The sequence below is a fragment of the Varibaculum sp. GTC20041 genome (genome assembly GCF_055387755.1).
The window spans coordinates 1,513,664-1,538,269 of the sequence record NZ_AP041144.1 but is presented as its reverse complement, the minus strand read 5'-3'; the positions used below and the strand labels follow the sequence as shown (position 1 = coordinate 1,538,269).

Genomic DNA, 24,606 nt, shown 5'->3' with positions numbered 1-24,606 from the left:
AAAAAATGGCAACTATAAAACTAAATCAAGTAGAAAAAATCTACGATAGGGCAGTGTCGCCTTCGGTTTCTAATCTCAGCCTAGAGATTGAGAGCGGAGAATTTCTGTGCTTGCTCGGTCCTTCAGGGTGTGGCAAGACCACCACTTTGCGTATGATCGCAGGTTTAGAGCACCCAACATCGGGATCTATAACCATTGGAAATCAGGTAGTGGATTCGGTTGAAAAGGGCATCTTTGTTCCCCCAGAAAAACGAGGTCTCGGACTAGTCTTTCAAAGCTACGCTTTGTGGCCGCATCTGACTATTGCTGAAAATGTTGACTTTGGCATGCGTCTTAAAAAAGTCGATAAGCAAACCAGAAAGAAGAAAAGTCTGGAGGTAATGGAGGCTTTAGGTATCTCCAAGTATGCAAATAGGTATCCTGCTGAATTATCAGGTGGGCAACAACAGCGCGTTGCATTGGCTCGTATGCTGGTTGTGAATCCAGACGTGATTTTGCTAGATGAACCATTAAGTAACTTGGACGCCAAACTTCGGTTGGATATGCGAGCGGAGTTGAAAAGAATTCACAATGAAGGGCAATCCACTTTTGTGTTTGTTACACACGATCAGTGGGAGGCAATGACACTGGCCTCCACTATCGCAGTGATGAATGAAGGAAAATTGCTTCAGGTAGGAACACCTACTGAGATTTATGACTATCCCACAAACCGTTTTGTAGCCGAGTTCCTGGGAGCCTCCCCAATAAACATCGTGGAGATATCCCAAGGTGAAACAATCTTCGCAAAAAAGATATCAGATTATCTTGCGAGAGTTCTTCCGGATCTACCTAAGGCAGATTCGGTGGGAATTCGTCCGGAGTCTATTACAGTCACCAGCGAATCACAGCAAAGCGCAAATGATGATTTTCAAATTGCAGCAAAGCTGGAGAGTGTTCTGCCCACAGGCGGTAGCTGGATTCTGCAGCTTTCGGCAGGAGGCTTACGCATTTTTGCTATCACTAGTAGAACTCCGCAACTTCATGACGATAAGCAGGTTTATCTCAGAATAAAGAAAAAGAATTTACATTTATTTGACGGACGTAAAGAGCGCATTCGTCCTGATTATGAACCGCAAGTATGAAAAATAGTCTTTAATACATTGAAACTTAAACATGAAAGGAATGAAGGGGATGTCAAATAAGAATAAACTGAAAATGCTCGCAATGACGGGAGCAGGAATAATTGGAATTTCAATGTTACTTGCCGGTTGTGCCCCGGCTAGTCAAGATAACTCGGGTAGTGCCGGAGATAAAGCTGCTTCCCAGGTTAACATTGGGATATCAGATAAAGATTATAGTCTGGAAAAACTTGTTGCCGCCGCTAAAAAGGAAGGCCCGATTACGGTAGTAGATGCCACGGGTAAGATTGAGAAAATGGCTGAGAACTTTACCGCAAAATATGGTATTAAGGCCGTTGGGGTAAAGATGAAAGCCCAGGAGCAAGAAGAAGTTATCATTCGCGAATTCCGGGCTAAAAATGTACAGAGCGATGTTTTTAATATGAGTAATCTACCTGACGTAAGCAGTCAGATTATTCCCCAAGGCATAGGTGTATCTTGGATGCCCCCGGATTTGAAAAATGTGATTCCCAAGGAATACCAAAATCCGGCTATTACTGAAAATAATCCCTGGGTGTTTGCGTACAACAATAAAGTATATGACAAGTGTCCAGTAAAAAATGTGTGGGCGTTAACTACTCCAGAGTGGAAAGGCAAATTTGTAATGCCAGATCCATTACTGCGAAAAGAGACTATGTTCTGGTTTAATCAGATCTCCACTTATGGTGAAGATAAAATGAAGGCAGCTTATGAAGACCAGTTCCATAAGAAGTTTACCGGGGATAGCGCGACTAAAGAATGGGTAAAACTATTAGCTAATAATAGCCCAAATGTGGTAAAAAGTGACACCGATGCAGGTCCGATCATTGGTGCTGATGGCCAAGCAAATCCTCCCGTCGGTTTTGTAAGTACATCTATTTTCCGGGATGCAAAAGAAGATAATTTTGCTCTTGGTCTCTGTGATTCAATGGAGCCTTGGATCGGACAATTGACTCCTCGGGTAGCTGTTATTGCTAGTGGAACCAAGCATCCGAATGCGGCAAAGCTATTCGTGCATTTCATGATGACCCAGGAAGGCATGCAGCCGCAGCTTGACGACGGAAAGATCTCTACCAATAAAGAGGCCGAGGTATCTCCCGAAGAGGCTTCAGGTATTGCTAAGCATCTTGACAAAATGTTCGCGAACAACTCAAAGACCACAAGAGATGATTATGCCAAGGCTAAGGATTGGCAAGACCTGTGGACCGTGAATAAGAAATAAAACTCCTCAAAAGCCGGCGGGAACCCCCTAATTATAGGGTTCCCGCCGGCTTTTACTATCGAAATTTATGGATAGCCGGGGCAATGCAAAAAGAGTTTTCCACTGGTTAACTCGAAAATGTGGGTTAATCCCCGCTGGAGTCGGCTAGGAAAAGTTTGATTGATAACGGCTCCAGGAACACATCGTCACCGGCGAGGTTGAACGGGGGAGCTTCCGCTTCCGGTTCAGAAACCGCAGAATCCCAAATTTCTTGATAGGCGGTTCCTCGTCCCGGAGCTAAGCGCACATGCTTAGGATCAAGCGTCCCATTGAAAACCGCCAGCAAATCCTGATCCCCGTAGGGGCGTCCCGAACGGAGCATCTGGAAAACTCGGCTGGCCGGATCATGCCAGGCTCGATCGCCCATCAGCAGCCCCACCTGGTTATACCAGGAAAGATCCGGGATGCTATCTCCCGGATGACGCTGGCCGCTCAAGTAGTTTTTAGGCCGGAAAACCGGGTGTTCGCGCCGCAAAGCAATCAGCTTTCGCACTGCCACATAAAAGTCTTTTTGCCAATCCACCAGTTCCCAGTTCAGCCAGGTAGTTTCATTGTCTTGGCAATAGGCGTTATTGTTGCCGCCTTGCGTGCGGGCAAACTCGTCACCAGCCAAAATCATCGGGGTACCCGCAGAAATAAAAATGGTGGTAAACAGGTTAAGCGCAGAGCGCACCCGGGCATTTAGCAGTTCTGCCAGTGGAGAGTCGCCATCTAAAGCCAGTTCCTTTTCGATACCGAGTTGGAAGGCGCGCCCTTCACTACCGTGATTCCAAGACAGGTTATTGGGGGATCCGTCCCGGTTATTTTCCAGGTTCTCCTCGTTATGTTTATGGTCGAAGCTAACCAAATCCCCCAGGGTGAAGCCGTCGTGAGCGGTTACGAAGTTAATCGAACAGCGGGGAGGGCGCACGGCCGGGACATCCCCAACCCCATACATGTCTTGGGAACCAGAAAGCCGGGAAGCCAGTTCAAAGGGGGGAGCACCTCGAGATTCTCCCCGCGACTGGGCGCGCCCATCGGCAATCCAAAAGCCGCGGACAGTGTCGCGATAGCGATCATTCCAAGTAGAGAACGGCAACGGAAAATCACTGGTACGCCAACCGTCAGGCCCGACATCCCAAGGCTCGGCGATCATTTTCTTGTTCCGCAAAACCGGATCATCTAGGCAGGCCTGGAAGAAAGGATGGAAACGAGTGAAATGTTCCTTGCCTCTCCCGCAGGTAACGCCGAGGTCAAAACGGAAGCCGTCGACTCCTACATCGCCTGCCCAATACCGTAAAGAATCCATGATCATTTGGATTACTCGCGGATGGGCAGTATCTAAAGTATTGCCGCAACCGGAATAATCGATATTGCCACCTTGGGAATCCAGACGATAATACATAGCGTTATCGAGGGCGCGCCAAGAAAGTGCCTGACCGTCGCCTCCGCCCTCGCAAGTATGGTTATAAACTACGTCTAGCAGCAGTTCGATGCCGTTTTGGTGCAGGATCGAAACCATGCCGCGGAACTCATCCAATACTGCCATTGGCCCGAGCATACGGGCATTCTTAGTGGCATAGGAGGGCTCGGGAGCGAAATAGGACAGGGTAGAGTACCCCCAATAGTTACTTAAACCTCGCTCGTTTAGGAACGCTTCCGAAAGTTTCGCGTGTACCGGCAATAGTTCGACTGCAGTGATCCCTAAATCTTTTAAGTAGGCGATAGTAGCCGGGTGTGCCAGTCCCGCATAGGTTCCACGGAGCTCTTCGGGCACTCCGGGCAGTTGCTTGGTAAGCCCTTTGACATGTGCCTCGTAAATAACGGTACTCTCCCAAGGAGTGGCCGGGCCGGGCGCTACGTCAAACTCTTTACCGGTGACCACTCCGCGCACGGTATAGGGAGCCGAGTTGGTGGGGTCTAGCTCGAAAGGATGTAACGGATAGAGCTGATCATCGGTTTTATGGGCGTAGGTTTGACTGCAAAGCTGTACGTTTCCACTGATAGCGCGAGCATAGGGGTCGAGGGCGAGTTTATAGGGATTAAATACATGCCCGCGTTCCGGATTCCAAGCCCCCCAGGTGCGTAGACCATAGTAGGTGCCGGCCAATACCCCGGAAACATGGCCGTGCCAGATACCATCCACCGGGCCTAAGAGGCGATAACGAGTTTCGGGAGCGGTTGGTTCTGCGGAAGTAAAAAAACAGATTTCCACTGCCGAGGCATTCGGGGCTACCACCGCGATATCCACCCCGTTGCCTTCTAGGTGTACCCCCAGGCGGGTCGGATCAGCGGCACCGTCATGTACATAGGGGCTGGACGGCCTAAAAAAGTCGTCTATTACTCGTCTTGACACGTAGCCAATCCTATCGGCTGGGGTTCGATAGAGCTATTCCGCTAGTTAAATAAGTTTTCGTCAAACAGGTAGTTTTTCTACTTGCCTGAAGGTATCGAGCCTTTACGGTATGCAATCAACAGGGTAATAGAAAATAGTATCCCTACTACCGGCCAACAAGTGTGCCAATTTTTAGCGGTAGCGAATACTTGCGCGGTAATTCCTAGGGGAAACAGGTGCTGCGTCACTACGATAGTAGAGAAAACTAACGTGGGTGTAACTATAGATACTGCTCTACCAGCTAAAAGGAGGGCGAGCATGGACAGGGAACCCAAAATGATAGGGGTACCGAGAAAACCGATTATACCGGGAAGTTGATAGCCCAGTTCGCTCCATTTGATGCGTAAATACCAGGTGATAGCGGGCACACAAGGGCTAATGATCACTAAAGCGGTGAAAATGCTGTGGATCGCCCGACGGGTTGGGGGAGCTTTAAGCTCAGCCTTATTGAAGTGCGGCTTGGTAAATGTGGGGAGAAAACTGGCAGCAATGAGTGCGCATATCTCTGCGATACCTACTGCGCGGGCAGGAAACCCGGCTTTCACGCTAACCCCGATGTAGGTCATGGGGAAAGATAGGGAAAGTATGGATAACGCAATCAGGAACAACGCACCCACGTAGGCGTTGCGGGCGTGCAGGAATCCATTAACGGTGTTCATAGCGTTTTGTTTTCCAGAGAGCAGGAGGTGATGAGCTTATTTTGGGTGTGCAGGAATGAGTTAAGTTCCCTCTCGTTCATATGCGCAAATGTGGAGTTTACCTCCGGAGAAATATGTTCGGCTAGATTGGTGTATTTGGCGCGCTTAAGCAGATCATGAGCGATTGCAGAATTGAGGTCGTGACTTTCGATAGTTTTCGTCTTGTCGATACAACGGTCGGTGGTAGCCGCGCTCACCACCTGCCAAGCAATGCTTTCTTCCAGGCTATTAGCAACGTTTTCGCTATCATAAGGACCGGAATCAACAATGATGAAAGCCTCGCCGTTTCTCGGTAAACCTCGTTCAACAGCGGCATCGTCACTAATGGTGGTTAGCAGAGAACTGATTCCAACCTTTTGCAGCCGGTTGATACTTTTTTGTATCGAAGGGCGTGCTGGCAGGTTTTGTTCATGTAGGCAGACCTGGAACTCTTGAATCTTAAAGCAAGTGGTTTTCACCGGTCGGTGAACGGTTAGCAATTCTGGTCGCCATACAAAAGCGCATCCGACCAGCGCAAGGACGCATGCTATGGAAACTATTTGGGGGAGTAGAAGATTTCTCTGGTGCGCAGATGAACCTGGGTTATTACCTGTAAGCGGGAAACTTAATGCGCTGTAGCCTGCTAAAAGCAGCGTGCAGGCAAATATCAGCGAGAACACTGCTACTGCCGGATTGGTTTCAAAACGAGCCGATCCGATACCTGCCGAACCGGAAATAGCAGAGCCAAAGGACGCAGTATTGGCTCGGAAATTATTGCCATTAGAGCAAAAGTAGCGACCGATACCAGGGGTGCTATAAAGATTCTTTTTATGGCAAGTCCAGTGAAAAAACCGATAGCGACTAGGGTTATAACCCCAGAAAAAGCGACGAGTAAGCTCGCCCACGATAGACTTCCACCACTCCCGTAACGGCTAGTGAAGTAAAGCAGTGGGGCGCAGCCAAGAAGATGCCCGGTAAAAGCAAATGCCACAATGATTCCCAGTTGTCACATGGCGGCTTTAGAACGCATTTTACCGATACTATTTACCTGAAAAATTCCTTGTCTAGGCCAAATCATAATAGCTATGGCACTGCTTGCACCTGCTAGTAGAGAACCAGGAATCCACAAAGCATCGTGAAGAAAACGGTTAGTTTTTGACCAAAGGAAATAATCTGCCTGGAGGGCAGAGACGGAGGCGATGAAAGCTCCCGCAGCCATCATCACGAATACTAAAACTAGAATAATTTTTGGGATTGGCCACCAAGTTAGATTCTGTTTTAGCTTCATACAACTGACGCTTTCAAAGAATCATTAACTGCCTGGTCATAGGCGCGCTCGATTGCGGTACTGGTGACACTGTTTTCGCCGGTAAATCGGTGGACGAAATCGCTAACTGAACCAGCGAAAAATGAAGTCCCTCCGCTGAGTAAGACAATTCTTTGGGCGATTTGGGTAACGTCCTCAATTAAGTGGGTACTTAAAAGTATGCAACGGTTTTTTGATAGTTCAGAGATTGTCTGCCGCAAATGATAGCGGTGCGAAGGATCTAAACCTACTGTTGGTTCATCAAGAAGTAGTAACCGAGGATTGTCGATTATTCCTACCGCTAGGGCTACTCGTTGTCGTTCTCCGCCACTGAGAGTTCGTACCCGACGTTTCAGTAGTTTTTCTAACGATAGGGTATCGATAACTTGCTTAACGCTTTGCTCTTGGGAGTCGCCATTTTTCCCGCACAGCCACGCGGCATAGTTTAAGACTTGAATTACCTTAGCTCCCGCGGGCATTTCAGAAGATTGCGGGACGTAGCCGATTTTATATTGCTCAGGTATTTGTATGTTGCCAGAAGTTGGACGCAGCGCGCCAGTAATACACTTAAAAAGAGTCGATTTTCCAGCACCATTCGGTCCTAAAAGCACCGTCACGCCCTCTTCAACCTCGAAGGTGACATTAGAAAAAACGGGGTGCTTGCGGTAGGAGAAAGAAAGATTATCAATAACCAAAAAGCAACCTTTCATTGGAAAGCCGGGTGTTAACCGGAAGTAGCAATCTAGGCGGATTACCAAAGGCATCACTTGAACGGATGTAATAAGTATATGCGTGACGGCAGTAACATATGGCGAAAAACTTCCTCTGTGAGCAAAGAGGACGTGCTGGTTACTTTTTCACTGGGAAAGCTTGTGGCAAGGTAGAAGTATGAGGATTGTCGTAACTGTAAAACATGTACCCAACCCGCAATCTGAGCGGCGAATCGAAAACGGTCACGTGGTGCGCGGAGAAGAAGATACTCTGAACGACCTGGACGAAAACGCCATCGAGGCGGCGCTCAGCGCGAAAGCGGCAGTACCGGAAGCCGAAATTATTGCCCTAACTATGGGGCCGGAAGGGGCAAAGAAAGCCCTGCTGCGCGCCCTCCAAATGGGGGCAGACCGGGCATATCACCTGTGCGATCCGGCCTTAGCGGGTTCAGATGTGACCGTGACTGGCCGCGTGTTAGCGCGGGCAATCCAAAAAATTGAGGACGTAGATTTGGTGATTTGCGGAACCTCCTCCCTCGATGGGATGACTTCGATGCTGCCGGGAGCTTTGGCAGCTACCTTGCAGTTACCGGTGATCACCGATGCCTCGCAGGTGGATTTCAGCGCCGACGGCGTGGAAGCCACCAGTTATCAGGTAAGTACGGCTCTGACTTTACGGGCAGAATATCCCCTGGTGCTTTCGGTAAATGACGAAGCCAACCGGCCACACTATCCCGGATTTAAAGAAATGTTGGCGGCGAAGAAGAAACCGGTAGAGCAATGGGACTTAGCGCAGCTAGAACTTAGCCCTAAAGAAGTAGGGGCAGCTGATTCTGGCACAGAAGTATTGGATGCCCAGCTTTATAGCCAAGAAAAGAACCAGGGAACGATTGTTACCGACTCGGCGAACGCTGGCGAAGCACTAGCCGAATACCTAGTCGAATCCGGATTTGCGCAGAAGAAGTAGGAGGAAATCGTGAGCGAAAAAATAGCAAAAGACGTCCTGGTTTTTGCCCACCCGGATGCGGCTCGGCCACAACATTTATCGGTAGCGGCGGCGCGTCTGATTACCCTGGCGCGCGAAATCACCAGTGGCAAGGTAGTGGCGCTTGCGCCCTCCTCTATTTCTCCCCACCATTTTTCCCAGGTCGGGGTAGCGGCAGTGCGCTATTTTGATCCGGAAGAAACCGGAACCTGGCAAGTCGGAGCAATCCTGGCTGACCTGGTGGTTTCGGCGGTTCGTACCGGAGATTTTGGGGCAGTGCTGCTGCCTTCCACCTCCTGGGGGCGTGACGGAGCTGCCCAGAGCGCCATCGTTTTAGGTTCCGGAGCCAGCGTGGACGTCACCAGTCTAAAAGTGGCTGACGGGAAATTGGTTGCCGGTAAATCGGTACTCGATGGCACCTGGGAAACCAGCTACTACATTCGCCGGGGTATCCCGATCGTCGCCATGCGCACTACTGCCCTTTCTGCGGTACCGGCAGCTGAAGCCGGCGAAGTAGAGACCGAGAATCTGCCGGTTCAGCTACGCGACTCCACGAAACGGATCCAAGTAGTTTCTAGGGAAGATACCGGATCTTCACACGCGGGACTAACCGAAGCGCCAGTAGTAGTATGTGCCGGTCGTGGCGTTAATGGCGATTTTGGTCCGGCCGAACAGCTGGCCGAGGTGCTCGGAGGCTCGGTCGGTGCCACCCGCGTGGCTTGCGAGCAAGGCTGGATTGACCGTGCCGCTCAAATAGGACAATCCGGGATTAGCGTTGCCCCCAACCTCTATATCGGGATGGGGATTTCCGGGGACCACCACCATGTATGCGGGATTCGCGGTGCGAAGAAAATCGTGGCCATCTGTGATGATCCGGAGGCGAGGATCTTTGAAATGGCAGACTTTGGGGTAGTTGGAGACCTATTCACCGTAGTCCCGGATGCCCTCTCTAGAATCAAACCGCTGGACGCATAGTGCAGCTAACCTACCTCGATAACGCGGCCTCCGAGCCGCTGCGCCCCGAAGCGTTAGCGGCTATGAATGAGGCAGCGGCGACGCTTTCCGGGATCGGTGCTAACCCGTCTTCTGCACATGCGGCTGGACGTAAAGCGGCCGCGCTATTAGAAACTGCGCGCGCCCAGGTAGCGAGGGCGCTGGGAGCCGAACCGGCAGAAGTTATTTTCACCGGGGGTGGCACAGATTCTTGTGCCCTTGCCTTGCGCGGCCTGGCTAGGGCAGCGTGCCGCCAAGATCCCCGCCGCAGCCAAGTGGTAATCAGCCAGGTAGAGCATGATGCGGTTGGGCTTAATGCTCGCGACCTACAAGAGGCCGGCTTCCAGGTGCAAGTGCTACCGGTAGATAGCGGCGGGGTAGTCGATCTAGAAGCCGTATCCGCCCTGGATACCACCCAAATAGCGGCAGTATCCGTGATGAGCGTGTGCAACGAGAACGGGGTAGTGCAGCCAGTTACCAAGCTGTGCCACATGCTGCGCGAAAAAGCAGCAGCAGATACGCGGGATAATCCTGGCGATAAGACTGCAGCCGGGAAAGGGATCGGGAGCGACTCAGATAGCTGTTTTGCTATTCACACCGATGCGATTGCCGCTGCCGGGCGCCAAGAAATAAACTTTGCCGACTCCCCGGTAGATGCCGTCTCGTTGGCCTGCCACAAAGTGGGCGGGCCGGCAGCGCTAGGGGTATTGTTGGCGCGCCGGGAAGTAAACCTTGCTAGTGACCGGCTTGGCGGCGGACAAGAACGGGCGCTCAAAGCTGGCACTCAAGACGTGATCGCCGCCGTAGGGGCAGCGGCAGCATTCGCGGCGGCCCAGCAGGAATTAGCAGAAACTACCCGACGTCACCAGCAGTTACGCGAAAAACTACTGCAAGGAGCGCTAGCGATACCGGGAGTAAAACTAGCTAGCGACGCCCCGGCAGTACCCGGCATCGTCCAGTTTGTGCTGCAAGGTGCGGAAGCCGAAGGGTTGCTATTTGCCCTGGATCAGGCGGGAATCTGTGCCTCGGCCGGGTCGGCTTGCCACACCGGGGTAGCCCGCCCCTCCCCGGTACTATTAGCGCAAGGCTACAGTGAACAGGACGCCCTCGGATCTTTACGGATATCTTTTGGCTGGTCCACGCGCCCGGAGGACGTAGACCGGTTATTGCAGGCACTACCGCCAGCCCTACGTGCCTCCCGGAAACTAGCAGAGCGGGAGAGGAAATAAATGAAAGTATTAGCAGCGCTCTCTGGTGGAGTTGATTCCGCGGTCGCCGCCGCCCTCGCTAAAGAGGCCGGACACGACGTTACTGCCGTACATATGGCGCTAAGCGCTAACCAGACCCAAAACCGTTGCGGCTCGCGCGGATGCTGCACAGTAGAAGATGCCTCCGATGCCCGCCTGGCTGCCTCCATGCTGGGGATACCGTTTTACGTGTGGGATATGGCGGAAACCTTTGAAGAAACCGTAATAGAAGATTTCCTCAATGAATACCGCAAGGGACGCACCCCTAACCCCTGCGTGCGCTGCAACGAGTTCGTAAAATTTAAGGAACTCGCTACCCGCGCCGATGCTCTGGGATTCGATGCCGTCTGTACCGGGCATTACGCGCGCGTTTTGAACGGACCTACTGGAGTAGAACTACACCGCGCCAAATGCATTGAAAAAGACCAATCCTACGTATTGGCGATAATGGGGCGGGAAGCTCTCGAGAAAGTTATATTCCCGCTAGGGGAGTATGAATCGAAAAGCCAGGTGCGGGCAGAAGCCGAGCAGCGCGGCCTGCCCATGTCTGCCAAACCAGATTCCTACGATATTTGTTTTATCGCGGATGGGGACACTCGCGGATTTTTGCGTTCCCACCTGGGCAGTAAAACCGGAAAAATCGTGGACACAGACGGTAAGGAAGTGGGAACCCACTCGGGCGCCTATCAGTACACTATCGGGCAACGCAAAGGGCTAAACCTGGGCCGACCGGCCGCTGACGGTCGTCCCCGCTACGTCCTCGGTACCGATATGAAAACCAATACGGTAGTAGTCGGCGTCAGTGAACTACTGAACGTAGATGCAATCACCGCCACCGATGCAGTATTACTGACCGAGCCAGATGATCCGGCAGTATCCGGGCAGGCAGAAGTAACTTTGCAGTATCGCGCCCACGGCAGCGAAGTAGCGGCGAAAGTATACCTAGAGGCAGACGGCACCTTGCGAGCCCAGCTGCTAAACCCCACCCGCGCGGTCGCCTCCGGACAATCCCTAGTGGTCTATTCCGGGGATCGCGTAATCTGTGAGGCAACTATCGAAGAGGCGTTTCGGCAGGAAAAGGGGCAGTAGCCAATTCTGGGACTGGAAAGGGTGGTGCTCCTTAGGTTAATATATTCAAGCCAGCGCGAGTGGCGGAATTGGTAGACGCGCTAGATTTAGGTTCTAGTGTCTTACGACGTGCGGGTTCAAGTCCCGCCTCGCGTACCAGCTATAGCAGCTCTGACCAGCTTAAATAAAATGGTAGAGTTAAAAATAATACTGCGCTTCGGCGTTAGTATCTCTACGTTTAACTATTTAAGAGGGAGTGTCCATGTCAGAGTTAACCGCAGGTCAAAAGGCTCCAGATTTCACCTTGCCCACTGATCAAGGCTCGGAAGTCAGTTTGCAAGGACTCTTGGAAGAATCCGAAAAAGGGGCAGTTATTTATTTCTATCCCAAAGCTTCCACCCCGGGATGCACCACCGAAGCCTGCGATTTCCGCGACTCCTTGAACTCGCTAAAGTCAGCCGGATACGCAGTGGTAGGAATCAGCCCCGATAAAATGCCGGCTCTAGAAAAGTTTCGCGACAAGCAAGAACTAAACTTTCCCTTAGCCTCTGATCCGGAACGGGAAGTAATGAGCGCCTGGGGCGCCTACGGGGAAAAGAACTCCTACGGGCGCCTGGTAAAAGGAGTAATCCGCACCACCGTAGTAGTAGGCAAAGACGGAAAAGTGGTGTTAGCGAAATATCGGGTACGTGCCAAAGGGCATGTGGCGCGGTTGCGCAAAGAACTGGGAATCGATTAGTGGTACGCCACCGGGGACTCGAACCCCGAACCCTCTGATTAAGAGTCAGATGCTCTAGCCAGTTGAGCTAGTGGCGCAGGTAAAAGCCAAAATGACTTTCGTACGCCACCGGGGACTCGAACCCCGAACCCTCTGATTAAGAGTCAGATGCTCTAGCCAGTTGAGCTAGTGGCGCATCGCTGCTAAACGCAACGAATAAACTCTAACCCGCCAGGTGCGTCCTCGCGAAACCAATACCGGCATTGGGAGCAGTTTCACACGTGGAAGAAACAAAGTTGGCGCCAAGCTAAACTGGGGGACATGGCGCCAGCGAATGATTTTGTTCATCTTCATGTTCACACTGACTATTCCATGTTGGATGGGGCCGCCCGGATCGGAAAACTAGTGGAGCGAGCGGTAGAAATCGGTCAACCAGCCGTAGCGATCACCGACCATGGCTACCTGTTCGGTGCATACGAGTTCTATAAAGCCGCCACCGACGCTGGCATTAAACCCATAGTTGGCCTCGAAGCCTATATAACCCCCGGAACCTCCCGCTTTGATCAAACTCGGCAACGTTGGGGAGAAGAAAGCCAGCGGGCAGATGACGTATCGGCACGCGGCGCCTACACCCATATGACCCTGCTATCGCGCACTACCGAGGGTATGCATAACCTGTTTCGCCTAGGCTCGCTAGCCTCCATCGATGGACAGATGCAAAAATGGCCACGAGCCGACCGAGATCTGTTGGAACGATACTCCACCGGACTGATTGGCACCAGCGGCTGCCCCTCGGGAGAAATCCAAACCCGTCTGCGCCTAGGGCAATGGGAAGAAGCCAAAAAAGCCGCTGGGGAACTACAAGACATTTTCGGTAAAGAAAACTTCTTTATCGAACTGATGGATCATGGACTGCGAATCGAACGGCGGGTGCGCAACGAGCTACTTAAACTAGCAAAAGTTATCGATGCCCCCCTGGTAGCTACCAACGACTCCCACTATGTTCTCGAAAGTGACCAACCCACCCAAGATGCTCTGCTGTGTATCAACTCGGGGTCACGTCTAAATGATGCTGACCGTTTCCGTTTCGAAGGATCCGGATATTACCTGAAAACGGCAGAGCAAATGCGGGAGCTCTTCTCCGAATTCCCTGAAGCCTGCGATAACACCCTGAAAATCGCAGAAATGTGCGAAGTTCATTTCAAAACCACCGCCGAGGGCGCCGACTATATGCCCCAGTTTGAAGTACCGGCCGGAGAGGATACCACCAGCTGGTTCGTAAAAGAAGTCCAACGCGGCCTGCACCGGCGCTACCCGCAAGGCATCCCCGAAAAATCCCAAAAACAAGCCGACTACGAATGCGGGATCATCACCCAGATGGGATTTCCCGGATATTTCCTGGTAGTAGCCGACTATATTAACTGGGCGAAAGCGCAAGGAATCCGGGTAGGGCCAGGGCGCGGATCGGGAGCCGGATCTATCGTGGCCTACGCGATGGGGATAACCGAACTCGACCCCCTCGAACATGGGTTAATGTTCGAACGTTTCCTCAACCCCGAGCGGGTATCTATGCCCGATATTGACGTGGACTTCGATGAGCGCCGGCGCGGAGAAGTCATCGATTACGTGACCGAAAAATACGGGAAAGACCGGGTCGCACAGGTAGTCACCTACGGCAAAATCAAAGCTAAGCAGGCGCTAAAAGACTCCTGCCGGATCATGGATAAACCCTATGCGCTAGGAGATCAGCTCACCAAGAAAATGCCGCCCGCGATTATGGGTAAAGACATTCCGCTCTCGGGAATCTACGATGAGAAGCATCCACGCTACGGGGAAGCCAGTGAATTTCGTCAATACGTTTCCGATAACGCAGGCGAAGTAAAGCCAGTTATCAAAATGGCGCAAGGCCTAGAGGGTATCACCCGGCAATGGGGAGTGCATGCCTGCGCGGTGATCATGTCCAGTCATGATTTAACCGATATCGTGCCGATGATGAAACGCCTGGCTGACGGGGCAATCATCACCCAATTTGACTATCCCACCTGCGAAACCTTGGGACTGTTGAAAATGGATTTCCTGGGGCTGCGTAACCTGACCGTCATCTCGGACGCCCTCGACAATATCGTGGATAATGGGAAAGAACCCCTGGATTTAGAGCAAGTTCCCCTGGATAACCGCCCCACTTACGAGCTGCTTTCCCGGGCAGAAACCCTGGGGGTATTCCAACTGGATTCTGCGGGGATGCGGTCGCTGATGCGGCTGATGAAACCCACCGAGTTCTCCGATATTTCCGCGGTCGGCGCCCTCTACCGGCCTGGCCCTATGGGGGCGAACTCACACACCAACTATGCTTTGCGAAAAAATGGCCGCCAAGAAATCGAGCCTATTCACCCCGCCCTCTCCGAAGCCCTCGCCGATATTTTGGACGAAACCTACGGCCTCATCGTCTACCAAGAACAGGTAATGGCAATCGCCCAAAAAGTCGCCGGATATTCCCTGGGACAGGCAGATATTTTGCGCCGCGCCATGGGGAAGAAAAAGAAAAAGGAGATGGATAAACAATATTCGCGCTTCCACGATGGGATGATCGAGCGCGGATACCCCGAGGACGCGGTCAGTAAACTATGGGAAATCCTGGTGCCATTCTCCTCCTACGCGTTCAATAAATCGCACTCGGCTGCCTACGGGTTAGTCTCCTATTGGACGGCGTATCTAAAAGCCAACTATCCCACCGAATATATGGCGGCGCTGCTGACTTCCACCAAAGACAATAAAGATAAACTAGCCCTGTATCTGCGGGAATGTCGCCGCATGAATATTGCAGTCCTCCCGCCGGACGTAAATGCCTCCGCCTCAGATTTCACTGCGGTTGGCGAATCAATCCGTTTCGGTCTATCAGCGGTGCGCAACGTCGGTATCAACGTGGTAGCTGAAATCGTGAAAACCCGTAAAGAAAAAGGTGACTACACTTCCTTCCACGATTTCCTGGACAAAGTACCCATCGAGGTTTGCAATAAACGGGTAGTGGAATCCTTGATTAAAGCCGGAGCTTTCGATTCCTTAGGGCACGCTCGCCGTCCGCTCGAAGCTATCCATATCGAGGCCGTAGACTCCGTAATTGACGTGAAACGCAACGCTGCCATGGGGCAAGAAGACCTCTTCGGGATGATGGATGCCGATGAAGGAGTTACTTTCACCGTGCAAATCCCCGATCTTCCCGAATGGGATAAACAACAAAAACTAAAATTTGAACGCGACATGTTGGGGCTTTATGTTTCTGACCACCCCTTGCAGGGGATGGAGACGATTCTTGCCCACAATAGCGACACTGAAATCGTGGATCTTTCTACCGAAGATGGGGTACGGGATGGCCAACAGATTCAAATATGTGGCCTGATTACTGCGGTGCAAAGTAAAACCACCAAGCGAGACGGGAACCTGTGGGCGATCGCCACTATCGAAGATATTTCTGGTTCCACCGATGTGCTCTTTTTCCCGCAGACCTACCAGAAGTATTCCCAAGATTTGGTGACGGATGAAATCGTGAGTGTGCGCGGGCGGGTGCGAATTCGTGACGAAGAAGCTTCCCTCTATGCGCAAGAAATGACGCTGCCCGATATCAGCCAAGTCTCCAACGGACCGTTAAATATCTATATCGCTGCCAATCGCCTTACCGAAGATATAGCGGAGCAATTGCGAGACATCCTGGGTTCCAGTCCGGGACAAAGCGAAGTTCGGATGCATCTGCGCGGCCCCAAGGGCATAACTATCGTGCAGCTGGGTGATGATTTGCGGGTGAATCGCGGATCCGGTTTGGCAGGGCAGCTAAAAACCCTGCTCGGCCTGCACTGCCTAGAAAAGCGCAAATAACTTCCGTTTGCGCGGGCGGGCGCGGGGGAGAAGTTTTTCCTGTGGTTCCCGCGCGGATCCTGGGTTTTTCCTCCCGCCCAAGAATTCGGAAAACGTAGCGACGTTTCCCGAATTCTTATGCCCACCGTACCTACTCGGATAAAACCCAGCCTCCCCGCTCGCTGGTATCATCTGCGTAAACACCTCAGCGGGGACAAGAACCGCCAGATCCCCACCTAACCTGCTCGGATAAAACTTCTCCCTCACGCAAAGGGGTACAGCTGGTACCAGAGTCCCGTAAGGTACGTACTGAGCGTGCAGGGGCGGATTTGTGCTGAAGGAGAAACAAGAACTCATAACTGAGAGCATCGGATACTCACCAAACAGGTGACCCACTGAATAGTCTTTTTTCAAGGTGATGCGGAAATGGCTCCCGCTTACGGGTTGGGGGCGGTAAAAGATGCGAGAGGGGGCTTGAGCCGAGCGAAGCAAGGCTCACTGGGGTCCCCCGAGCGCTTTTACCGGCCACAACCCGACATCTGCGGGGAAGATTAACGGGAGACTTGGGCTCCGGTAGTACCGGTGGGCAGATCTATTTGCACGATATCACCAGGGGAGAGGGCACTGCCACGTCGGGTTTCTACCTCGCCATTGACCGTTACTTCACCGGCTTGGATGAGCATGCGCGCCTCGGCGCCGTCCTCTACCAGGTTCGCTAGTTTCAGGAACTGTCCTAGCTTTATGGTTCCTCGCACTGGAATCGTCGGTAAAGACACGCTGTTATTATCTGCCACGCGATAAATGATACTAAACTGTTAGCAGTATGACTTTATTGACGCACGTTGGAGGAGCTAGATGAGCAACCCCGAACCGCACGGATTCCCGCAAGGAGACCAGCAAAGCGGAGCAAACTGGCCTTTTCTAAGATCTGAGCAGGCACAACCGGTCGGCCAGCCGGTTGGATCCCAGCCGCAACCGGCTTTCCCGGCTCCTAGTGCACCCAAGGCGCCAGAGGTTCCCCAATATAATCAGCAGTTCCCGCAGGCGGCAGCACCGGTGCAACCTGTGCAGGCGCAAACAGCTCCGCTTTCTGAAGAGGCAACGGTTCCGCAGGCTGCCAGTGAGAATCCGCTTCCCGCGTCCGCGAATGAGGACGCCGTGCCGGTTAAAACCGGTGCGGGAAGCGTAAGTGCGGAAGATGATTCCCGGGTCTCTGCTGCAGAGATTCAGCAATCTTTGCAGCAGCAGGCCTTGACACCGTGGTGGTTGGATGCCTTGATGGCCTTGTCCTTGGCCGGAGTAATGGTTTTCAACGGTTTCGGAATGTCGATGTGGCTGCGGATCGGTTCGCTGATCGCGATGGTGATCGCCCTGATTCTGGTGACTTGGTATCAAGGGGACGCCCAAGAAAAGTCGAACGCCTTCCTTACCAGCACCCTGCTGGGGGTGGTTTGTGGCTTCTTAGCTGGGCTGATCGTGGTAGCTGCCTCCCTATATCTGGTGTCCCCGATTCCTGGCTGGTATCCCTGGGTGCTGTGGCTGGTCAGTGCGGTACTCCTGTACTTGACCTATCGCGGTTTCCGGGATTGGGTAATGGGTAACTTGCAGAAGAAGCACCGGAAGTAATTTCATTATATAAGTCAATAGGTTTTATTTACTGGACTAGTCTGCGGTTTATTTTCGCAAAACTAATAACATATCCCCATGCTGTCAATTACTGATTTCCGCACGACCATGCCTACCGGGATGGAACTGCGGCAGGCGCTACCTCGCGCCCAAATGAATATTGAGGACGCGGCAGAAAAGATTCGTCCCGTTATGCAGGCCGTGAAAACGCGCGGAGCCGCTGCCCTGCGGGAGCTTTCTGAACAGTTCGATGGGGTTAGGCCAAAGAATCTGCGCGTGCCAGCAGAAGAGCTCGCCCAAGCGTTGGAACAGCTAGATCCTGCCGTACGTGAAGCGATGGATATTTCTATCGCCCACAATCGCGCCGGTCATCGCGCTCAGGTTCCCAGTGAGCGAGTGACCGAAATAATGCCTGGCGGGATCGTTAGGCAGCGTTGGATCCCAGTTGAGCGGGTAGGTCTTTACGTTCCTGGCGGGTTAGCTGTCTATCCGTCCTCGGTAATAATGAATGTAGTAACCGCCCAGGAGGCCGGAGTAAGCCAGATTGCAGTAGCTTCCCCGCCGCAAACTCGTTTCGGGGGTAAGGTACATCCCACTATTTTAGCTGCCTGTCAGCTGCTAGGAGTTAAAGAGGTTTACGCGGTGGGCGGGGCGCAAGCGATCGCCATGTTTGCCTATGGGGCTAGCGGGGAAGAGGGCGTAGATCCCGATCCGCTTTGCCAGCCAGTAGATGTGATTACCGGACCGGGGAATATTTATGTGGCGGCTGCGAAACGACTAGTGCGCGCAGTTTGCGGAATAGATGCCGAAGCCGGCCCCACGGAGATCGGAATTATCGCCGATCAAAGCGCCAATGCTACCTTGGTGGCGGCAGATATGATTTCGCAGGCCGAGCATGATCCTAACGCTGCTTCCGTGCTGTTTACTGACTCGCCCCAGCTGGCTAGTGCCGTAGAAAAAGAGATTATTCCGGCCGCGCAGCGGACTAAACATTCGCAGCGGGTTTGCCAAGCCCTAAGCGGATCCCAATCGGGAATCGTGCTGGTAGCCGATATCGATAGCGCGATTGCCGCAGTCAATGCCTATGCGCCTGAACATCTAGAGATTCATACTGTAGAAGCAAAGGTAGTAGCGGAAAAAATCCGTAACGCCGGCGCGATTTTTGTCGGTCCCTATACCCCGGTTCCCCTCGGAGACTACCTGGCAGGCTCCAATCACGTACTCCCCACCGGAGGTACTGCCCGTTATGAGGGTGGATTGTCAGTAATGGCGTATCTCAAGCCGGTGCAACAAATTGAATACCAGCGCGCCGCGCTAGAAACCATGGCACGTCCCTTGACTGCCTTTGCGGACGCCGAAGATCTTCCGGCACACGAAGAAGCTGTGAACTGCCGATTTAGTTAAAAAAGATAGGAACAAGTATGGCTGACTCTAAAGAACGTATCCCCAGCGTGTTTAAACAACTGCTGTTTTGGGTGTTGGTGGCGATCGTGGCCGGGGCGTTGATCGGTCTGATCCCGGGACTTCCTAAAGGATTTATTTCTCCTTTCGCCACTTTTAACGATATTTTTGGTAAATTCTTGAGTTTTTGTATTCCTTTGATCATTTTGGGGCTGGTGGGGCCGGCTTTAGCAGACCTGGGGCGGGGAGCCGGTAAATGGCTGCTGGCCACAGTCGCGATCGCCTACGGCTCAACTCTTTTTGCGGGGTTCGGCACCTACGGGATTGCGTCGGTGGTTTTCCCGCGGATCCTGACCGAATCGGCTCCTGAACTAAAAGAACCTAAGAACGCGGTAGGATCCCTGCTAGGCGATAACCTGAACATTACCCCGGTGCTAGACGTTACCGGTGCGTTGATTTTGGCGTTTATTCTTGGTATTTGCATGGCGGCTCTGAACACTCCCACTTTGCATCGCGCCTACGCGGAGTTCCGGGACATTACCATGTTGATGATTAAACGGGCGATTGTTCCGCTGCTACCACTATTTATTTTCGGCACCTTCCTAAACATGTCCTATTCGGGGCAGATTGCCTTGGTTATCAAAGTGATGATCAAAGTGATTCTGGTGTCGGTGATTCTGACCGTGGTGCTACTGCTAATCCAATATGCGATAGCAGGTGCGATTGCGAAGATTAACCCCTTTACGGCGCTAGGTAGGATGGCGAAAGCCTATTTCACCGCGCTGGGTACTGCCTCTTCGGCAGCCACTATTCCGGTGACCTATCAGTGTGCCCGCAACAACGGGGTCTCCGAAGAAATCGCTGGTTTCACGATTCCGCTGTGCGCCACCATCCACCTGGGTGGTTCCACGGTTAAAATCACCGCTTTTGCTCTGGCAGTTATGCAGATGACGGGGCAGCCTATTTCCTTCGGCAAAATGGCAATGGCCATCATTATCTTGGGGATTACCATGGTGGCGGCACCGGGGGTTCCCGGCGGCGCAATCGCGGCTGCGCAAGGCGTTTTAATGGGCTTCTTGGGATTCTCTCCCGAACTGTATTCGCTGATGGTTGCGCTGTACGTGGCAATTGACTCGATCGGTACTGCCACTAACGTGACCGGGGATGGCGCGATCGCCATAGTGGTGAATAGGCTGGCGGGCGGCTCGCTGGGTAATGAAAAAGGTAAAGCCATGGCCACCGCCGAAACCATGGTTTCGGCCTCTGACTAAGTAAGTGTCTATGTTGCCCTCGCCGTTTTTGGTCGGTTTCGTCCTTAGAAAACGAAATCAGCTAATCGGCGAGGGCAAAGCATTATCTGGGTATTGCCTTTAGAATGGGAGCCAGAAAGGAACGATTATTTATGGAACAGGCTCCCTTGCTGCCGCTGCGGGAAGAACTTGTGCAGGTAACCCCGTATGGGGCGCCGCAATTGGATGTGGCTGCCCGGTTAAACGTAAACGAAAATCCCTATCCTCCCAGTTCTAAGATGATCGCCGATATTTCTCGCGCGGTTAGCGAAGCGGCGACGGGTCTCAACCGTTACCCCGATCGGGATTTCACTGCCCTGCGGAAAGCTCTAGGCGGCTATGTAAAGCGCGAATCTGGTCTGGATTTTCCGGTAGAGCAAATCTGGGCTGCTAATGGCTCCAATGAAGTGATGTCGCAGCTGCTGGGAGCCTATGCGGGGCCTGGGCGCACAGTGTTGGGAACCGATTATTCCTACTCGATGTATCCGGAATATGTGCGGGGTGCACACTCGAAATATGTGACGGTTCCCCGGCAAAGTGATTGGAATATTGATGTTGCTGCCCTGTTTCAGGGACTGCGAGAAGTCCGTCCTAGCGTATTACTGCTGGCGAATCCCAATAATCCGACCGGGACTGCCAGTAGCCAAGCTGAACTAGTGCAGATTTTGCAGCAAGCTAAAGAAACCGGGCCGGTGATTTCCGGTAGATCCACTGCTACCGTGGTGGTAATTGACGAGGCCTACGGGGAGTTCCGGGATCCGGATCAGCCCAGCGCCCTCGCCCTCTTAGAAAAATTCCCACACCTGGCGGTATCCCGTACTATGTCGAAATCCTTCGGGATGGCGGGGCTGCGCCTAGGCTACCTGGTGGCGGCCAAGGAAGTAATCGCCGATATTATGCGGGTGCGTTTGCCCTATCACCTGTCTGCGCTTACTCAGGCGGCGGCGATTGCGGCCTTGGGGCATGCCGAAGAACAGCTCCAACAGTTAGCACAGTTGCGTGAGCGCCGCGATAACTTGGCGTCCTGGCTAGAGGGTAAAGGCTACACGGTACCTAAAACCCAGGCTAACTTTGTGCTATTTGGTCCCTTCCCGGATCGACATCAAGTGTTCAGTGATTTATTGGAGCGCGGGGTGTTGATCCGCGAGGTAGGTCCGGCAGGATTCTTGCGGGTAAGTATTGGCACCGCCACAGAAGATCAAGCATTTCGTGAAGCATTCGAGGAGGTAACCAAATGAGCCGCAGCGGGAAAGTCACCCGGAAAACCGCGGAATCAGATATCACGGTAGAAATAAAACTAGATGGCACTGGAAAAAGTCAGATTAGTACCGGCGTGCCTTTCTATGACCATATGCTCACCGCGCTTTCCAAGCATTCCTTGATCGATATGAATATTGCTGCTCGCGGCGATATTGAGGTGGATGTGCATCACACGGTGGAAGATACCGCTATTTGCCTGGGAATAGCTCTGCGCGAGGCTCTGGGGGATAAAGCGGGGATTCGCCGTTTCGCTGATGCCACCGTACCGCTGGATGAAGCGCTAGCGCGGGCAGTGGTTGACGTGGCGGGACGCCCTTACTGTGTGCACCGCGGAGAGCCAGCTGGCCAGGAATATCACCTGATTGGCGGACATTTCACCGGTTCGATGACCCGGCATGTGTGGGAGTCTTTTGCCTATAACGCCGGCATCTGTCTACATGTGGAGGTACTTGCGGGGCGCGACCCGCACCATATTGTAGAAGCACAGTTCAAAGCTGTAGCGCGGGCACTGCGAGGCGCGGTAGAAACCGATCCGCGGGTTAGCGGTATTCCTTCCACTAAGGGTGCGCTGTGAACGCCGCGAACTTTCCCGATCAGGAGGATCCGCGCGATAAAGAACCCCGCGAGGAAAACTTGGCGGGCGATAATGAATCCTCCTCTAAGCCAGAGGATTACTTTGACCAGGTAATCGCGCAATCGGGCATTAGTGGGGAAGAGCTCGATGGGTTCAGCGAAGAAGTTGACCAGGATCTGCAGGCCTGGCAGCATTTAGAGGCGCTCCCTCCGGAGGCCGGAGATGTGGCGCTGGTGCTCACCAACCTGCTAGAGGCAGTACCGCTAGCCACGATGATGGCCGCTCACGAGATTGATGCCCGGATCGTGGAAACCGAATCCGGGTGTGTAGTGTGGAAACGCCTGACTCCTACTCCCGATGATGAGTTAGAAGCGCTCCTAGGGGAGGAGCGGCCAGTTTGCCCAGAGGCGGAGGAACTCGCCTTCGCGGTTTCAAAAATTACCCCCTATGGGGCAGTGCTGTTTGTTTCTACTTTGCGTTCGGATCGCGATGATGACCCGGGGGTACAGGGGCAGATTACCGCGCGCGTGTACTATGACGGACGGTTTGACCGTACTATTCCAGCCGGCCCGCTAGTTTCTTGCGCTGATGAGCGGGTAGAAGATCTGCTACTCGGGCGAACTTCCCCCGAAGATTATCCCGAGATTCGCCCTCCCCGCCTGCGCGATTTACCGGGGATTTTGTTGCGACAATTACGGGGACTGCAAGAAGACACTAATCGCGGGGAAGACCCCGATAAGCGGGAGGCTAAGGGCGGTGACTAAACAGGTAGCGGTGTTCGACTACGGCTCCGGTAATGTGCGCTCGGCGGTTAACGCCTTAAAACGCGTCGGGGTCGACGTCGAACTGACCAGTGACTTTTCCACCTGTCTGGAAGCTGATGGGCTACTGGTTCCCGGGGTAGGGGCATTTGCGGCAGTGATGAAGGATCTGCATGCTCGCCGCGGTGACACCCTAATTGACCGGCGCTTAGCGGGCGGGCGTCCGGTGCTCGGAATCTGTGTGGGGATGCAAATACTATTTGAACGCGGCCTTGAGCACGGCGAAGACACCGCCGGGATGGGGGAATGGCCAGGAATCGTAGAAAAACTACGCGCCCCGATTCTGCCTCATATGGGCTGGTCTAAAATCCAGGTAGGGCAGGGTTCGCAGCTTTTTTCCGGGATCGCAGATGAGCGTTTTTACTTCGTGCACTCCTACGGGGTAACGGCTGATCCTTCCGGGCATTATCGGCAATCCTCGCGGATGAAACCCCCGATTTTTTCTTGGGGCACCCACGGAACCCCTTTTATCGCCGCGGTTGAAAACGGTCCTCTTTCGGCTACTCAGTTCCATCCCGAAAAATCCGGCGACGCCGGCATGGAACTGCTTCGTAACTGGACACAAAGCTTCTAAGGGGAGAAAAATGCTAGAACTTTTACCGGCAGTAGATATAGTTTCTGGCCAAGCCGTACGCCTGCATCAAGGCAAAGCGGGTAGCGAAAAAGTTTATGGGGTGCCCTTAGAAGCTGCCCGCACATTCGAAGAGGCCGGAGCCCGCTGGCTACACCTGGTGGATTTAGACGCTGCCTTTGGGCGGGGGAATAACACCCAAGTGGTGCAAGAAATCGTTGAACAGGTAAATCTGCAGGTAGAAGTATCCGGGGGGATCCGTGACGACGAGTCCTTAGAACGGGTACTTTCGGCGGGAGCCCGCCGGGTAAATCTAGGAACCGCCGCGATTGAAAACCCCGAGTGGACCTGTCAGGTGATCTCCAAATACGGTGACCAGATTGCGGTGGGGCTGGATGTGCGCGGACATACGCTGTCGACTCATGGCTGGACCAAAGACGCCGGTGACCTCTTTGACATGATTGCGCGGCTAGATGAGGCTGGTTGCACCCGCTACGTAGTCACCGATGTAATGCGCGATGGCACCTTGACCGGCCCGAATACCCAATTGCTGCGCGAAGTGTGCGAGGCAACTTCCGCGAAAGTGGTAGCCAGTGGGGGAGTGAGCACCCTGGATGATTTACGTACTTTGCGCGAGCTCACCGGTATCGGGGTGGAGGGCGCGATTGTAGGCAAAGCGCTTTATTCCGGGCAGTTCACCATAGAACAAGCCCTGGCGGTTGCTAGCGGGAGAGCCTAGC

22 protein-coding genes and 3 tRNA genes are annotated in these 24,606 nt (G+C 53.0%); 17 read left to right on the top strand and 8 right to left on the bottom strand.

The annotated features are described in order from the left end of the window. Positions 1-5 precede the first annotated feature (5 nt). Together ACZ5BI_RS06475 and ACZ5BI_RS06470 are read left to right on the top strand one after the other, a co-directional pair. On the top strand, positions 6-1,121 hold the full coding sequence (locus tag ACZ5BI_RS06475) for an ABC transporter ATP-binding protein (protein ID WP_464895904.1): 1,116 nt from the start codon (positions 6-8) through the stop codon (positions 1,119-1,121). A gap of 49 nt (positions 1,122-1,170) precedes the next feature. Further along, positions 1,171-2,358, top strand: a complete 1,188-nt coding sequence (locus tag ACZ5BI_RS06470) for an ABC transporter substrate-binding protein (RefSeq protein ID WP_464895903.1) — start codon at positions 1,171-1,173, stop codon at positions 2,356-2,358. Positions 2,359-2,482: 124 nt separating this feature from the next. On the opposite strand, the gene glgX is transcribed toward ACZ5BI_RS06470, so the two are convergent. From glgX to ACZ5BI_RS06445, 5 genes are all read right to left on the bottom strand, one after another. After that, a complete protein-coding gene (gene glgX / locus ACZ5BI_RS06465; RefSeq protein ID WP_464895902.1) occupies positions 2,483-4,732 on the bottom strand; it encodes a glycogen debranching protein GlgX in 2,250 nt (749 codons plus the stop codon). Positions 4,733-4,809: 77 nt separating this feature from the next. Beyond that, positions 4,810-5,430: a hypothetical protein gene (locus ACZ5BI_RS06460; RefSeq protein WP_464895901.1), complete on the bottom strand. Its 621-nt coding sequence runs from the start codon at positions 5,428-5,430 to the stop codon at positions 4,810-4,812. Next, positions 5,427-5,927 carry a hypothetical protein gene (locus tag ACZ5BI_RS06455; RefSeq protein ID WP_464895900.1) on the bottom strand — a complete coding sequence of 167 codons (501 nt, stop codon included), beginning with the start codon at positions 5,925-5,927 and terminating at the stop codon, positions 5,427-5,429. Before ACZ5BI_RS06455 ends, ACZ5BI_RS06460 begins: the two co-directional genes overlap by 4 nt. Before the next feature lie 527 nt (positions 5,928-6,454). Then, a complete protein-coding gene (locus tag ACZ5BI_RS06450; RefSeq protein ID WP_464895899.1) occupies positions 6,455-6,736 on the bottom strand; it encodes a hypothetical protein in 282 nt (93 codons plus the stop codon). Continuing rightward, positions 6,733-7,449, bottom strand: coding sequence for an ABC transporter ATP-binding protein (locus ACZ5BI_RS06445; protein ID WP_464895898.1), 717 nt, complete (start codon positions 7,447-7,449; stop codon positions 6,733-6,735). Before ACZ5BI_RS06445 ends, ACZ5BI_RS06450 begins: the two co-directional genes overlap by 4 nt. A 193-nt stretch (positions 7,450-7,642) precedes the next feature. Here ACZ5BI_RS06445 and ACZ5BI_RS06440 point away from each other — a divergent pair, with 193 nt between their 5' ends. The 6 genes from ACZ5BI_RS06440 (at position 7,643) to ACZ5BI_RS06415 (ending at position 12,496) form a co-directional block, all read left to right on the top strand. Further along, positions 7,643-8,431: an electron transfer flavoprotein subunit beta/FixA family protein gene (locus ACZ5BI_RS06440; RefSeq protein WP_464895897.1), complete on the top strand. Its 789-nt coding sequence runs from the start codon at positions 7,643-7,645 to the stop codon at positions 8,429-8,431. A 9-nt stretch (positions 8,432-8,440) separates the two neighbouring features. Beyond that, the gene (locus ACZ5BI_RS06435) at positions 8,441-9,424 is read left to right on the top strand and encodes an electron transfer flavoprotein subunit alpha/FixB family protein (RefSeq protein WP_464895896.1); all 984 of its coding nucleotides are present in this window, start codon (positions 8,441-8,443) and stop codon (positions 9,422-9,424) included. After that, positions 9,424-10,671 carry a cysteine desulfurase family protein gene (locus ACZ5BI_RS06430; protein ID WP_464895895.1) on the top strand — a complete coding sequence of 416 codons (1,248 nt, stop codon included), beginning with the start codon at positions 9,424-9,426 and terminating at the stop codon, positions 10,669-10,671. Before ACZ5BI_RS06435 ends, ACZ5BI_RS06430 begins: the two co-directional genes overlap by 1 nt. Continuing rightward, on the top strand, positions 10,672-11,778 hold the full coding sequence (gene mnmA, locus ACZ5BI_RS06425) for a tRNA 2-thiouridine(34) synthase MnmA (protein WP_464895894.1): 1,107 nt from the start codon (positions 10,672-10,674) through the stop codon (positions 11,776-11,778). Positions 11,779-11,831: 53 nt separating this feature from the next. Next, a tRNA-Leu gene (locus ACZ5BI_RS06420) sits at positions 11,832-11,916 on the top strand. Between the two features lie 103 nt (positions 11,917-12,019). Further along, positions 12,020-12,496 carry a peroxiredoxin gene (locus tag ACZ5BI_RS06415; protein ID WP_316694537.1) on the top strand — a complete coding sequence of 159 codons (477 nt, stop codon included), beginning with the start codon at positions 12,020-12,022 and terminating at the stop codon, positions 12,494-12,496. On the opposite strand, the gene ACZ5BI_RS06410 is transcribed toward ACZ5BI_RS06415, so the two are convergent. Both ACZ5BI_RS06410 and ACZ5BI_RS06405 read right to left on the bottom strand, forming a co-directional pair. After that, positions 12,497-12,573 (bottom strand) — tRNA-Lys (locus ACZ5BI_RS06410). Positions 12,574-12,597: 24 nt separating this feature from the next. Beyond that, positions 12,598-12,671 (bottom strand) — tRNA-Lys (locus tag ACZ5BI_RS06405). A 125-nt stretch (positions 12,672-12,796) separates the two neighbouring features. Between ACZ5BI_RS06405 and dnaE the strand changes: the two genes are divergently transcribed. Further along, positions 12,797-16,345 carry a DNA polymerase III subunit alpha gene (dnaE, locus tag ACZ5BI_RS06400; protein ID WP_464895893.1) on the top strand — a complete coding sequence of 1,183 codons (3,549 nt, stop codon included), beginning with the start codon at positions 12,797-12,799 and terminating at the stop codon, positions 16,343-16,345. Between the two features lie 530 nt (positions 16,346-16,875). Here dnaE and ACZ5BI_RS06395 read toward each other — a convergent pair. Continuing rightward, on the bottom strand, positions 16,876-17,100 hold the full coding sequence (locus ACZ5BI_RS06395) for an RNA-binding S4 domain-containing protein (protein ID WP_278605802.1): 225 nt from the start codon (positions 17,098-17,100) through the stop codon (positions 16,876-16,878). 79 nt (positions 17,101-17,179) lie between these two features. Here ACZ5BI_RS06395 and ACZ5BI_RS06390 point away from each other — a divergent pair, with 79 nt between their 5' ends. The 8 genes from ACZ5BI_RS06390 to priA all read left to right on the top strand — a co-directional run bounded on the left by ACZ5BI_RS06390 (position 17,180) and on the right by priA (position 24,605). Beyond that, positions 17,180-17,950, top strand: a complete 771-nt coding sequence (locus tag ACZ5BI_RS06390; protein ID WP_316086629.1) for a hypothetical protein — start codon at positions 17,180-17,182, stop codon at positions 17,948-17,950. Positions 17,951-18,028: 78 nt separating this feature from the next. Next, positions 18,029-19,354: a histidinol dehydrogenase gene (hisD, locus tag ACZ5BI_RS06385; protein ID WP_464895892.1), complete on the top strand. Its 1,326-nt coding sequence runs from the start codon at positions 18,029-18,031 to the stop codon at positions 19,352-19,354. A 17-nt stretch (positions 19,355-19,371) separates the two neighbouring features. Beyond that, complete coding sequence (locus tag ACZ5BI_RS06380) at positions 19,372-20,622, top strand: dicarboxylate/amino acid:cation symporter (protein ID WP_464895891.1); 1,251 nt, start codon at positions 19,372-19,374, stop codon at positions 20,620-20,622. 104 nt (positions 20,623-20,726) lie between these two features. Continuing rightward, positions 20,727-21,878: a histidinol-phosphate transaminase gene (locus ACZ5BI_RS06375; protein ID WP_464895890.1), complete on the top strand. Its 1,152-nt coding sequence runs from the start codon at positions 20,727-20,729 to the stop codon at positions 21,876-21,878. Further along, positions 21,875-22,474, top strand: a complete 600-nt coding sequence (gene hisB / locus ACZ5BI_RS06370) for an imidazoleglycerol-phosphate dehydratase HisB (protein ID WP_278605644.1) — start codon at positions 21,875-21,877, stop codon at positions 22,472-22,474. Before ACZ5BI_RS06375 ends, hisB begins: the two co-directional genes overlap by 4 nt. Next, a complete protein-coding gene (locus tag ACZ5BI_RS06365; RefSeq protein ID WP_278605645.1) occupies positions 22,471-23,238 on the top strand; it encodes a hypothetical protein in 768 nt (255 codons plus the stop codon). Before hisB ends, ACZ5BI_RS06365 begins: the two co-directional genes overlap by 4 nt. Further along, on the top strand, positions 23,231-23,869 hold the full coding sequence (gene hisH / locus ACZ5BI_RS06360; protein ID WP_278605646.1) for an imidazole glycerol phosphate synthase subunit HisH: 639 nt from the start codon (positions 23,231-23,233) through the stop codon (positions 23,867-23,869). Before ACZ5BI_RS06365 ends, hisH begins: the two co-directional genes overlap by 8 nt. Before the next feature lie 10 nt (positions 23,870-23,879). Further along, positions 23,880-24,605: a bifunctional 1-(5-phosphoribosyl)-5-((5-phosphoribosylamino)methylideneamino)imidazole-4-carboxamide isomerase/phosphoribosylanthranilate isomerase PriA gene (priA, locus tag ACZ5BI_RS06355; protein WP_316077383.1), complete on the top strand. Its 726-nt coding sequence runs from the start codon at positions 23,880-23,882 to the stop codon at positions 24,603-24,605. Position 24,606: the final 1 nt, after the last annotated feature.

Coding starts and splice junctions, on each gene's coding strand:
- ACZ5BI_RS06460 (WP_464895901.1), bottom strand. CDS start 5,430: ATGAACACCGTTAATGGATTCCTGCACGCCCGCAACGCCTACGTGGGT.
- ACZ5BI_RS06390 (WP_316086629.1), top strand. CDS start 17,180: ATGAGCAACCCCGAACCGCACGGATTCCCGCAAGGAGACCAGCAAAGC.
- ACZ5BI_RS06440 (WP_464895897.1), top strand. CDS start 7,643: ATGAGGATTGTCGTAACTGTAAAACATGTACCCAACCCGCAATCTGAG.
- hisB (WP_278605644.1), top strand. CDS start 21,875: ATGAGCCGCAGCGGGAAAGTCACCCGGAAAACCGCGGAATCAGATATC.
- dnaE (WP_464895893.1), top strand. CDS start 12,797: ATGGCGCCAGCGAATGATTTTGTTCATCTTCATGTTCACACTGACTAT.
- ACZ5BI_RS06380 (WP_464895891.1), top strand. CDS start 19,372: ATGGCTGACTCTAAAGAACGTATCCCCAGCGTGTTTAAACAACTGCTG.
- ACZ5BI_RS06375 (WP_464895890.1), top strand. CDS start 20,727: ATGGGAGCCAGAAAGGAACGATTATTTATGGAACAGGCTCCCTTGCTG.
- priA (WP_316077383.1), top strand. CDS start 23,880: ATGCTAGAACTTTTACCGGCAGTAGATATAGTTTCTGGCCAAGCCGTA.
- ACZ5BI_RS06475 (WP_464895904.1), top strand. CDS start 6: ATGGCAACTATAAAACTAAATCAAGTAGAAAAAATCTACGATAGGGCA.
- ACZ5BI_RS06470 (WP_464895903.1), top strand. CDS start 1,171: ATGTCAAATAAGAATAAACTGAAAATGCTCGCAATGACGGGAGCAGGA.
- ACZ5BI_RS06450 (WP_464895899.1), bottom strand. CDS start 6,736: ATGAAGCTAAAACAGAATCTAACTTGGTGGCCAATCCCAAAAATTATT.
- ACZ5BI_RS06415 (WP_316694537.1), top strand. CDS start 12,020: ATGTCAGAGTTAACCGCAGGTCAAAAGGCTCCAGATTTCACCTTGCCC.
- hisD (WP_464895892.1), top strand. CDS start 18,029: ATGCTGTCAATTACTGATTTCCGCACGACCATGCCTACCGGGATGGAA.
- mnmA (WP_464895894.1), top strand. CDS start 10,672: ATGAAAGTATTAGCAGCGCTCTCTGGTGGAGTTGATTCCGCGGTCGCC.